Origin of the sequence: Vibrio sp. YT-17 (assembly GCF_033337375.1) — a bacterium.
Taxonomy (GTDB): domain Bacteria; phylum Pseudomonadota; class Gammaproteobacteria; order Enterobacterales; family Vibrionaceae; genus Vibrio; species Vibrio alginolyticus.
The window spans coordinates 101,947-113,647 of record NZ_JAWOQP010000005.1; the positions used below are offsets into that span (position 1 = coordinate 101,947).

Here is an 11,701-nt window from a genome sequence, read left to right on the forward strand (position 1 = left end):
ACATGGATGTGAAGACAATGACGATGAATAGCTTGACCACACAAGACAAAGCAAAATCTTTACTCGGACGTGTTAGCCGCGACAACCTTGTGTTGTTTGGTTTGCTCGCTGGCTTGTCGACCATGATGGTGCTGTTCATCTTAATGCCGCTTTGGGCAATGTTGACCAAGAGTGTGCAAAATGCCAATGGCGAATTTGTCGGTCTGGCAAACTTTGCGACGTACTTTTCCTCTTCAAGCTTGTGGGTGTCGGTGGGCAACACCTTCACTTTGGGCGTGATTGTCACCTCGGTAGTGGGTGTGCTTGCATTCGGTTATGCCTACGCGCTGACTCGTTCATGTATGCCGTTTAAAGGTTTGTTCCAAATCCTAGGTACTGCGCCGATTCTCGCGCCTTCGTTGTTGCCGGCGATCAGTTTGATCTTCCTTTTCGGTAATCAAGGCATTGCCAAAGAGATGCTGTTAGGAAACTCGGTTTACGGCGTGATTGGTATCTCGATGGGTTTGATTTTCTGGACCTTCCCTCATGCATTAATGATCTTAACCACTTCGCTGCGTACTTCAGATGCCCGTTTGTATGAAGCAGCGCGCGCACTTAAAACTTCACCCATCAAAACCTTCTTTATGGTGACGTTACCTGCGGCGAAATACGGTTTGATCAGTACGCTTATTGTGGTTTTTACATTGGTTATCACGGACTTTGGTGTGCCGAAAGTGATTGGGGGCAGCTACAACGTTCTGGCGACTGACATCTTCAAGCAAGTCGTGGGACAGCAAAACTTTGCCATGGGTGCGGTGACTAGCATTATGTTGTTATTCCCTGCGGTAATGGCGTTCGGCGCAGACCGCTGGGTACAGAAAAAGCAAAAGAGCTTATTCGACACACGCTCGGTGCCTTATCAGCCAGAACCTAACAAAGCGCGCGACAGCATTTGTTTGGTTTACTGCAGCATCATTTCTATCGCAGTGTCGGCAGTGCTAGGCATGGCGGTGTATGGCTCGTTAGTTACATTCTGGCCTTGGAACAAAGCGCTGACGCTAAACAACTACAACTTTGCCGAAATGAGCACTTACGGTTGGAGCCCATTCTTCAACTCGCTAACGCTGGCAGGTTGGACGGCAGTTATTGGTACAGCCATCATCTTTGTTGGTGCTTACTGCATTGAGAAAGGGCGCGCGTTTGGTCCAATTCGCCAAGTGATGCAAATGCTCAGCGTGGTGCCGATGGCGGTTCCGGGTATGGTGCTTGGCTTGGGCTACATCTTTTACTTCAACGATGCGAACAATCCTTTGAACGTACTTTATGGCACCATGGCATTCTTGGTAATTAACACGGTAGTGCATTACTACACAGTAGGTCACATGACCGCCCTGACAGCTCTAAAGCAGTTGCCATCGGAGATTGAAGCCACGGCGGCATCGGTGAAGCTTCCTCAATACAAGTTGTTCTTTAAAGTGACATTACCTGTGTGTTTACCTGCGATTTTGGACATTGCGACTTACTTGTTTGTTAATGCATTGACCACCACTTCTGCGGTAGTATTCCTTTACTCAACCGATACGATTCCGGCTTCGGTCTCGATTCTGAATATGGACGATGCAGGTCAAACTGGCGCTGCAGCGGCAATGGCTGTCATGATCATGATGGCTGCCGCAATTGCGAAGATTGTTCAGATGACTTTGGGTAAATTGTTAGAAAATCGCACACAAGCTTGGCGCAAAAGATAAGGACACTTCGTGCAATACGTAAAAATTAAAGATTCGATTGTTGAACAGATTGAAGCGGGCATGCTATCGCCGCGTCAAAAACTGCCAGCAGAGCGTAAGTTGGCGGAGTCGTTCGATACTACACGCGTCACTCTGCGTGAAGCTTTATCACTGCTAGAAGCGGAAGGTCGAATCTATCGCGAAGATCGCCGAGGTTGGTTTATCTCACCTGAGCCATTGCGTTACGACCCAACCCAAACGCTAAACTTCCCGAACATGGCGAAAGCGCAAAATCGTGTGCCAAAAACGGAGTTGGTTGCAGCAAAAGGGACGTTGGCAAACAAACAAGCGGCGCGTTTGCTGGACTTGCAGCCTTTCTCGGATGTGTATCGAGTTGACCGTGTGCGATACCTTGAAGACAGACCTGTGGTGTTCGTAACAAACTACATTCGCCCAGAGCTGTTTCCGAACCTGTTGGACTACGATTTATCAAATTCACTGACGGACATTTACCGTGATCATTATGGCGTGACGTATCAAAAGATTCGCTACCGCATTTCAACCAGCACTTTGTTGGGGGAAATGGCTCAGGCACTGCGTGCGACAGCCGGTACGCCAGCGATGGTAGTGGAGCGCATCAACTACAACCAGCACGGTGAGTTGATTGATTGCGATATCGAGTATTGGCGACACGATGCCATCAGCATTGAATCTCTTGCGGAACTCAATCGTTAAGTGGATTTTCTCATCATCTAAGGCTCCATCTCGGGGCCTTTATTTTATTCAGACAGGAACATTGAAATGGATTTGTTGGCGATTGGTCTCGTCGTTTTTTCTGCTGTTCTCCATGCGGGTTGGAATATCCTTGGCAAAAGCAACTCAGGCTCTGGACTCGCGTTTACTATGGCGGCCAGCTTTTCTGCATGTGCCATTCTTACCCCTTATTTGATTTGGTATTTGGCGACCATTGGCTGGACATCATTACCGAGTGAATTTTGGGGATTGCTGTTCATTAGCGGCATTTCACAAATGGTCTATCTAGTCGGTTTGATTGTCGCTTATAAGCACGCAGACGTGGGTGTGGTTTATCCCATTGCTCGGGCACTGCCTGTGATGATGGTCGGCGCAATCAGTGTGGCATTGGGACATGAACTATCCAGTCAGCAGTGGCTTGGGTTCTTGCTGATTACCCTTGGTTGTATGCTGGTACCACTGACGAATTTTCGTCAGATGACATTGGGCTCTTATTTGAACGTTGGTGTGTTCTGGGCATTGATTGCCGCAATAGGCACAACGGGTTACTCGGTGGTCGATAAAGAAGCGCTGAGTTTACTTACAGGGCAAGCGTCAGAGATCTTGAATGATCAGTACAGTGCGATCTTTTACTTAGGCGTGCAGTTTTGGGCAATTGGTATTCCTGCCCTTGTGTGGTGCTTGGCTACAGGCAAGCCAGATGAGATTAAGACAGCGTGGCAGATCCGCAAAACAGCCAGCATGGCAGGGGTAATGATGGCATCCACCTACGGCTTGGTGCTGTTTGCGATGACCATGACCGACAACGTGAGTTTGGTGGTGGCACTAAGGCAAATCAGCATTGTGTTTGGGTTGTTTATGGGGATTTGGTTTCTGTCTGAGAAATGGTATCTCACCCGAGGGCTTGGCGTTACTTCTATCGTGGCGGGGATCATTCTTGCGTTGACGAACTGACTCATATTGATGAAAGAAAAAGGCAGCGATTCAGGCCATTGCTGCCTTTTTCTTTTTTTAGTTTTTGGGGAAGGGGTAGGAGTATAAGGGACGTCAGAAACGCAATTGAGCGCCGAACATCACGCCACCAGAATCAAAATCACTGTTCTTTGAGTACACATACTCTGCGTTTAAACCAAAGTGCTTGTAGCTCCATCCTAATCCTGCCGCCGCTTCACCGCCAACGCTAGTGTGTTCAATGTTTCGGCTCTGTCCATTCACCTTGTAAGTGTACTCAAGGGTGTAGAGCGTCATACCTGCTTTACCGTAAAGTTCGAAACCAGCACCAAGTGGATAGCTGGCATAGCCACTCAAGCGAGGTCCGGAGAAGCTCGTATCGGTGACTTCTGAAATCGGACTCACGAGTATCGAGCCGATACCGTCAAACGCGCCTTTATAACCTGCTTCGATACCAAAGTTATGTGTTGGCATGTAGCGGTAATATATTTCACCTAAGAACATGTCGCCTGATTCTTTGCTTGTCGGAGCATCGTAGTTCACATCGCCATAGCCAATGTTTGTACCTATGATGTGCTCACTGGTTTCTGCATTGGCTGACAAAGAAAAAGCCGACAGCACTAAAGCAGTAATGAATGAATAACGCATGAACGTTTCTCCTTAGCTTTTAGCTTGCTCGCCTTTTAATATTTGTTCGAAAGTGATCTTGGTGTTGTCTAGCCATTCATAACGGCGACGATACATCGAACGCTTAGAGCGCGACATGCCTTCGATATCTCGACGGGGTGCATTTACATCAATTGAGTAAAAATGACGATTGTATTCGGTGCCGCCCAATTCTTGCCAGAGTGCATCGTAATCCGTTTTTATTCGCCCTTTGCTGTAACGTTTAGCTGCGTAAGTATGGGACTGCGTTTTCACCGCTAGAATCGTATTTACTTCCCAAATTTGTGCGAGCAAAGTGAGCAAGCTCACCATCAAGCTTTTTGGTCTCTGTCCGTAAAGCTTACGAGTTAGCTTTTTAATTTTCGCGTTGTTTTCTTCACTGCTTCGCGGTCCTTGTAAGCCGCCAATCATAATGCTGCGTCCAGATTCGATGTGACCTAGCGTAAAAGAGAGCGTGTAGAAGTTGCCATCTTCAGCGCTGTGCAGCACTAGGCTCATGTCGCCTTCTTTTTGATAACGTGCTTCGTATACTAATCTCACCGAGTACAGTATTTCGTCAATTTCAAAAGAGGCTAATGTTAGGCCTTTCGAGTCTGTGTAGATTTCTTCGATTGTTTGTTTAGAAAACAGTTCTGAAATCGTTTTATAGTGATCAACTACCAAGTTAGAACGATCGAACGCTGAGTTGTTTTTGATGATATACGGACGAAACGGTTTCTCTAAAAACCGATGCGTACGTGTACAAAGCAACTCTAACAATGACGATTCAATATTGTCTGAAAGGTGCTTAAATGCACGTTTGTAATAAAGCGCACGTAAGATGAATTTAGCTCTGTAGGTCCAAATTGGCTTGTAGACATCAGCATAATCATCTGAGTAAATCGATTTGCTATGGTAAAAAATGGATTTGTTCGCGGTCATTTTCACTCCAGATTAACTTGTGCTCAATAGCGACAATTAAGAACCGACGGACGAGCAGCGAAGAACCCGAAAAGGAGGAATGCAAAGCACGACTGAAAAGAGGTGATTTTTGCTGTGTCCGACGTTTGTGTAAGGTTTTGAACACTGTTCTTTTGCTGGAATTCTAAGAGAAAATTGACCTTAGGTATTGTATGGTTTGGTAAGGAAGTGTCAGGTTGAAACCCATTGTTCAAAAGAAAGAAAATGCGAATGTCGGCTGAATATGACGTTGAGTTGCTAAGTTAATGTGAAATAAGTTGAACGAAAATTGAACATTATTTGAAATTGTTTTGACGTGTTTTAGGTCTTTATACGTACCTTATAAGTATCGAGCCAATTTTGGCCCGATGTAAAGGTAAGTAAGGAGAGGTTTATGAAACGCTTAACAACTTTAGCAAGTACGATTGCTCTGATTGCTGCACCTTCTATGGCTCTTGCTAGTGGTTATCAGTGGACAAACGATACCGAAACTATCCATGGCGACGTAATGGATAGCAAACAAGCGGCTTATGAAATGGGCCGAGACATGATCCAAAGCTACCAAAATAAATCATCTGGACAACTCCGTGATGAGTTTACGAGCCTTACAACGTATGTTGATCGCCAATCGTTTTCTATCACTGACTCAAAAGTCATGGTAAATGAGTTCTTGCAAAGTGACGGGCAAGTTGTTTACCAGCCTATTCTCAATGTTCAATACGAGTACCGCATGCGTGAACCTGGTAATCGTTAATTAATTTATTCGCTAGCATTTATAACTCTATTGCCTATTTAATCCTTGTTGTGAATTCGTTTTATTATTTTTGGGGAGCATTTGCTCCCCTTTTTATTATTAAATATATATTCCTGATGAATGTGTGTCTTAAATGTAATATCTCGTAAGAACCTATCTCAATAGGTGTTGCCTGAGTTAAATCAACACCTATTGAAAACACTGTAAATGAGTTCAACACAATACCTAATCTTCGATGCGCTCTGGGAAAAAATAGAGCCATTGTTGCCCGCTCACAAGACTAACCATCCTCTCGGTACGCATTGAAAACGAGTCGATAATCGTGATGCGATGAATGGCATTCTTTTTGTTCTCAGAACTAGTTGTCAATGGAATGCGCTTAACACAACGGGTATTTGTACCTCTAGCTCTGCGCATCGTAGCTTTCAATAGTGGTGAGATGCAGGCGTTTTTGAGCTATTTTGGCAAAATGGTCTGATTTACGAGGGTGTTGATTGGCGTTCTAGATCAATGGCTGCCAAACTAAAGCACCTTTTGCTGGCTATGAGCGACAATCCTTTTGATTCTTAGCACTGTTCATACCGACCACAAACCAGAATGAAACTGCTCAACTCTTTCGCTGGCTCTGTTTCGCTGACTTAACATCACCGCCTTGCCACTATTTTCTGTTATAGTGCTGATACCATAAACAACAATTACACCAGTTAATGAGAAAAATTATCTTACCGCTTGTCATGGTTGGATTTTTTGCACTTCCCACTGCGCTTAAAGCCAATACGGAAAACAATGCATGCAACGATACAACCACTGCTAAAACGCGAGCACTATTTTTAAAGCATTATCAGAAAAAAGATTACACAGCAGCCTACTACGCAGCTTATCTTTATGCTGATAGTTGCCCAGCTTTGTTTTCGGCGCATTCACCGTCAGTAGAAACACTATGGCTGCTTAGCGACTATTCTCTCGCGGCATCACGGAGCGATAATCAAAAAGCATGTGACGACATAGCCTCCCTTGTTAAGGCCGATACGTTACAGAAACATTCCCGTATCGCCCAAGCAATACAAACCAACCTTGGCCTATGTTCACTTAAGCAAACCGAATCACGGATTGATACACGGCTTACTCGCTCAAGTTGTGCTTTTGACAAAAACTTCCTTTCCGTGCCGGCATCTTGGCAAGGCAAAGTCGCAAATCATGACTCGATAGAATGTATTGGCCCCAAAACATTAACACAAGGGACATCACTAACCTTACTAAAGGCGGACACCGAAAATAAAGCAATTCGCATTCCCTTCGACGGTGTTATACCCAACGATGGCAAGACCCGTCTTCTCTTCCTTGGCGACGAACGCTCTATGATGGTTGCCTATGTCTTTAACACAGAAGGCCCCCTGCAACCCCAATCCGTTAACAAACGTACCGAATACTATTCATTACGCGCTTATCAAACCAACGAAACAACGCAACAGCAAGTCGCACAGCTCAATACCGGTATGGTACAGAGCAAAAGCGACAATGATTACTCACCGGAACACCTTACTGAGCTAGAAAAAACAATAACGACAGATTTTACCGTCGACCCATACAACTGGTGGGGACATAAAGCGCTCATCGACATCAATGAAATGGCTAGTGAGGAAAACTTCCTTGTCGCTCAATATAAGGATCGTATTGAGCTAATTTATAATCTTGGCAATGATATAAAGACGCTTGATTTGCTAACGGGTAACAAAAAGACCGTATTCACAGCACCTGAACAGGTCTATGTCCATAGTATCGAAGAATCACTGCTGTATATAAAAAACAAACAGGATGATTATTTTGAGCTAGATCTCACTGCAGCATCCCCCTCTCTGGTACAGGTTCCCTATGTGCCACCTCCGCACAAAGGACGCTATTCGTCCGTACCGCTAGTATCAGCCGACCAACAAAGTCAAATAAGCAGCGATGACGGCCAATTACTCGTTGAAAGCCCCTACCATAAAAGCATTCTGATTAATGATCACTACGAAAACTGGGTGATCAATAACCTTTCTTGGGGGGGCGATAGTTATGAAATCTATTTTGATAACTCATCAGCCTATGCCTGCATCTGGCGAGTTGATTTACTCAACCGTAAAATCGAACGAGTTATTCCGATAGAAGCTGCCGTTGAGCCCTATGGATTTCGTGTTGGCAATGTCCCTTATGTGGTGTATGTCGATAGAGACAAAGACAAACTCTATTTAGCGACCCCCATGTAATAATCAATCGTCGACTTCCCAAGTGATATCGCAGCCCTCGAGCTAAGAACCTATCTCAATAGGTGTTGCCTGAGCTAAATCAACACCTATTGAAAATACTGTAAATGAGTTCAACATAATACCTGATCTTTAATGTGCTCTGGGAAAAATTGAGCCATTGTTGCCCGTTCATAAGACTAACCATCCTTCGGTACGCATCGAAAACGAGTCGATAATAGTGATGCGATGAACGGCATTCTTTTTGTCTTTAGAACTGGTTGTCAGTGGAATGCGCTTAACGCAACGGGCATTTGTACCTCTAGCTTCGCACATCGTCGCTTTCAAGAGTGGCGAGATGCAGGCGTTTTTGAGTGATTTTGGCAAAATGGCATGATTTACGTTGGTGTTGATTGGCGCTCTATATCAATGGATGGCTGCCAAACTAAAGTGCCTTTATCTGGCTCAAAAAAACAGCAAAGAACCCAAAAACAAGGCATAAAACGCAGTTTGTTGACGGATGCGAATGGATTGCCACTTGCTGTAGTCAGCGTGGTGCCAACGTTCACGATATCAAATGGGTACTTCAAACTTTAGATGCATTAGAAAGCTATCGACCACCTTTACAAGCGCCACTGTATCTCGACAGAGGTTACATGATGAACTGGTTACTTTGAACTACATCCCTCATGTTCAATCACGAGAAGAAGAGGCAGCTAGCTTAAAACAATCGGATGATTTTAAGGCTCATAGTTGGGTAGTGGAGCGAACCCATAGCTGGTTAAACCATTATCGTAGATTGCTTGTTCGTTGGGATAAGAAATAGAAAACTACGAGGCCATGTCGCATTTTGCTTGTGGCCTCATTGTTTGGAATAAACCCCTTTTGGGATAGGAGCTAAATATTTTCTAATGCTCAGCGTAAGTTTTTCTAGCTCGTTGAATATTCGGTAGGTTTGTAAAGTGGTGACAAAGCACGGTTGTGTGCGTCACTTCTACAAAGGATACCCGATGACACATCATTCATATTGGTTCAAGCAGGCAATTGAAGCTGAGCAACCAGAAACGCCACAACCGTTACAGCAGAACATTAATACTGACGTTGCGATTGTTGGTGGCGGATACACCGGACTTTGGACCGCGATTATGATTAAGCAGCAATCTCCGGAAAAAAAGGTAGTCGTGATTGAAAAAGGCCTTTGTGGCAGTGGTGCATCGGGCGCAAACGGCGGTTGTATGCTGACTTGGTCTACCAAGTTTCCGACATTGAAACGGTTATTCGGTGAAGAACATGCTGCTTGGTTAGTAAAAGAGTCGGAACAAGCAGTGCTCGAGATTGACGACTTTTGTCAGCAGCACAACATCGATGCGCACTTATCGTTGAAAGGGGTTTATTACACTGCAACCAATCAGGCTCAAACTGGGGGAATGCAGCCAGTTGTGGACGAGTTAAAGCGATTAGAAGTGAACAGTTGGCGTCGTTGCTCGGTGGAGGAACTGCGTGCCAATGCGGGTTCACCTCGACATATAGAAGGCTTTCACTCTCCAGTTGCAGCCAGCGTTCAACCTGCATTATTAGCGAGAGGGTTACGCCGTGTTGCTATTGATCTGGGTGTAGAAGTTTATGAGGACACGCCGATGACGCGTCTAGATTATGGAAAACCTGCCATTGTCTGTACACCTAAAGGAAACATTCAAGCGCAGCAGGTGGTATTGGCATTAAATGCATGGATGGTGGAGCAGTTTAAACAGTTCAAAAACAGTATCGTGGTGGTCTCTTCCGACATGGTGATCACCAGGCCGCTTGGTGACGCACTACCTCTATCTGGTTGGCAGGCAGGTTCTAGCGTGTTGGATTCACGTATCTTCGTCCACTATTACCGAGATACGCCAGATGGCCGTTTGATGTTGGGGAAAGGCGGCAATCAGTTTTCTTTCAATAACCAAGTTGACGCAATGTTTAACAAGCCAACACGCTACCAAGGTCTACTGCGCAAGTCGTTCGATAAGTTGTTTCCTCATTTGAGAGGGGAGGAGTTTGCTTATTCATGGACGGGGGGCTCTGATCGTTCTGCTACTGGTTTCCCTTTTTTCGGCGAGCTAGATAAACAGAGCAATATCTTTTACGGATTTGGTTATTCAGGCAATGGTGTAGCGCAGACTCGAATGGGCGGAAAGATCCTATCTTCATTGATATTGGGAATCGATAACGAGTGGACGAACAGTGGTTTAGCCAAAGGACCGTTGGGGTGTTTCCCGCCAGAACCGCTTCGCTGGACCGGGGCTATGATAGTGCGCAACGCGGTACGTCGCAAAGAGGAAGCAGAAGATAACGAGCAGACGCCATTCATCTGGGATAAGTGGCTAGCAAAACTCGCGGGACCAGCAGGCAAAGCGGATAAGCTTGACTAAACTGAAGACTTTAGCCACAAACGAGACAGTTTGCAGTGAAAGTCATTGGGGCGCGATGAAGCCTTGTGTTAGCCTCTGTCTTTCAAGCTCAGATTTAAAAGGTGAGTCATAAAATGAAAGTATTCAGCAACTTCGATAGCGGCAGCATTCACGTAGTGAAAGCGGACGACAAAAACGACATCCAACTCAAAATTCCTAACGACAATATGTCGGAATTCTACCAGTGGTTCCACTTCCGTCTTGAGACAGAAGCTGAGCAATCGCACACCATCAAATTGCTTGATTTGGCTAAATCGGCTTATCCAGAAGGATGGCAAGGTTACGATGTGGTTGCGTCTTACGATCGTGAAGAATGGTTCCGAGTACCGGCAGAGTTCGATGGCGACACGCTGACTTTCACTGTAATCCCTGAGCGCAGCTCAATTTACTTCGCGTACTTTGCGCCATACACGTACGATCGTCATTTAGACTTGTTACACATGGCACAAAGCGCGCACCACTGCCAACTTGAAACACTAGGCCACACATTAGACGGCAACGACATGAGCTTGCTTACTTTCGGTGAGCCAGAAGAAGGTAAAAAGAAAATCTGGATGATTGCACGTCAGCACCCAGGTGAGACAATGGCGGAATGGTTCATGGAAGGTATGATCCAACGTCTGTTAGATGAAAACGACACGGTTGCGCGTGCATTGCTTGAAAAAGCGGTGCTTTACGTCGTACCAAACATGAACCCAGACGGTGGTATTCGCGGTCACTTGCGTACCAACGCAGTAGGCGTAAACCTAAATCGTGAATGGCAAACGCCATCAATGGAAAAGAGCCCAGAAGTCTACCTTGTGCGTCAGCGCATGCTGGAAACGGGTGTTGACATGTTTTTAGATATTCATGGCGATGAAGCGATTCCGTATAACTTCGTCGCTGGCTCAGAAGGTATTCCTTCTTACGATGAAAATCTTGCCGCTTTAGAGACATCATTTAAGCAAGCGTTACTGACTATTACGCCAGAGTTCCAAGATGAGATTGGTTACGATAAAGATGAGCCTGGTAAAGCGAATTTGACTGTGGGTTCAAATTGGGTTGCAGAGCAGTTCAAATGCTTGTCTTACACAATCGAAATGCCATTTAAAGATAACAACAATCACCCAGATCCACTTTACGGTTGGTCTCCTGAGCGTAGTGTCTTGTTTGGACAAGATGTATTAGCTGCAACGTTAACCGTAGCGGATAAAATTTAGCGCGACGAGTTAACGCTTTTTCATTATTTCGAAAACAGCTCATTTTAAATGAGCTGTTTTT

9 protein-coding genes and 2 pseudogenes are annotated in these 11,701 nt (G+C 45.3%); 9 read left to right on the forward strand and 2 right to left on the reverse strand.

Going from position 1 to position 11,701, the window contains the following annotated elements:
- The first annotated feature begins 2 nt into the window (after positions 1-2).
- From R7F67_RS06945 to R7F67_RS06955, 3 genes are all read left to right on the forward strand, one after another.
- The gene (locus R7F67_RS06945) at positions 3-1,727 is read left to right on the forward strand and encodes a putative 2-aminoethylphosphonate ABC transporter permease subunit (protein WP_258476065.1); all 1,725 of its coding nucleotides are present in this window, start codon (positions 3-5) and stop codon (positions 1,725-1,727) included.
- Positions 1,728-1,736: 9 nt separating this feature from the next.
- Positions 1,737-2,441 (forward strand): phosphonate utilization transcriptional regulator PhnR, encoded by a 705-nt coding sequence (gene phnR / locus R7F67_RS06950; protein WP_005442366.1) that lies wholly within the window; start codon positions 1,737-1,739, stop codon positions 2,439-2,441.
- Positions 2,442-2,507: 66 nt separating this feature from the next.
- Entirely contained in the window at positions 2,508-3,413 is a 906-nt protein-coding gene (locus tag R7F67_RS06955) for an EamA family transporter (protein ID WP_213961604.1), read from the forward strand.
- A 93-nt stretch (positions 3,414-3,506) separates the two neighbouring features.
- Here the strand turns inward: R7F67_RS06955 and R7F67_RS06960 are convergent, their stop codons facing one another.
- Both R7F67_RS06960 and R7F67_RS06965 read right to left on the reverse strand, forming a co-directional pair.
- Positions 3,507-4,058 carry an outer membrane beta-barrel protein gene (locus R7F67_RS06960; protein ID WP_053304639.1) on the reverse strand — a complete coding sequence of 184 codons (552 nt, stop codon included), beginning with the start codon at positions 4,056-4,058 and terminating at the stop codon, positions 3,507-3,509.
- Between the two features lie 12 nt (positions 4,059-4,070).
- Positions 4,071-4,997 (reverse strand): VirK/YbjX family protein, encoded by a 927-nt coding sequence (locus tag R7F67_RS06965; protein ID WP_005384371.1) that lies wholly within the window; start codon positions 4,995-4,997, stop codon positions 4,071-4,073.
- Between the two features lie 412 nt (positions 4,998-5,409).
- Here R7F67_RS06965 and R7F67_RS06970 point away from each other — a divergent pair, with 412 nt between their 5' ends.
- The 6 genes and pseudogenes from R7F67_RS06970 to R7F67_RS06995 all read left to right on the forward strand — a co-directional run bounded on the left by R7F67_RS06970 (position 5,410) and on the right by R7F67_RS06995 (position 11,640).
- Positions 5,410-5,769: a DUF3316 domain-containing protein gene (locus tag R7F67_RS06970; RefSeq protein WP_054576176.1), complete on the forward strand. Its 360-nt coding sequence runs from the start codon at positions 5,410-5,412 to the stop codon at positions 5,767-5,769.
- Between the two features lie 207 nt (positions 5,770-5,976).
- Positions 5,977-6,311 (forward strand): annotated as a pseudogene (locus R7F67_RS06975) (transposase); the annotation flags it as partial.
- A 165-nt stretch (positions 6,312-6,476) separates the two neighbouring features.
- Positions 6,477-8,015 (forward strand): hypothetical protein, encoded by a 1,539-nt coding sequence (locus R7F67_RS06980; protein ID WP_155489403.1) that lies wholly within the window; start codon positions 6,477-6,479, stop codon positions 8,013-8,015.
- Positions 8,016-8,137: 122 nt separating this feature from the next.
- A pseudogene (locus R7F67_RS06985) lies at positions 8,138-8,885 on the forward strand (IS5 family transposase).
- Positions 8,886-9,001: 116 nt separating this feature from the next.
- On the forward strand, positions 9,002-10,402 hold the full coding sequence (locus R7F67_RS06990) for an FAD-dependent oxidoreductase (RefSeq protein ID WP_017635100.1): 1,401 nt from the start codon (positions 9,002-9,004) through the stop codon (positions 10,400-10,402).
- A 113-nt stretch (positions 10,403-10,515) separates the two neighbouring features.
- The gene (locus R7F67_RS06995) at positions 10,516-11,640 is read left to right on the forward strand and encodes a M14-type cytosolic carboxypeptidase (RefSeq protein WP_017819760.1); all 1,125 of its coding nucleotides are present in this window, start codon (positions 10,516-10,518) and stop codon (positions 11,638-11,640) included.
- Positions 11,641-11,701: the final 61 nt, after the last annotated feature.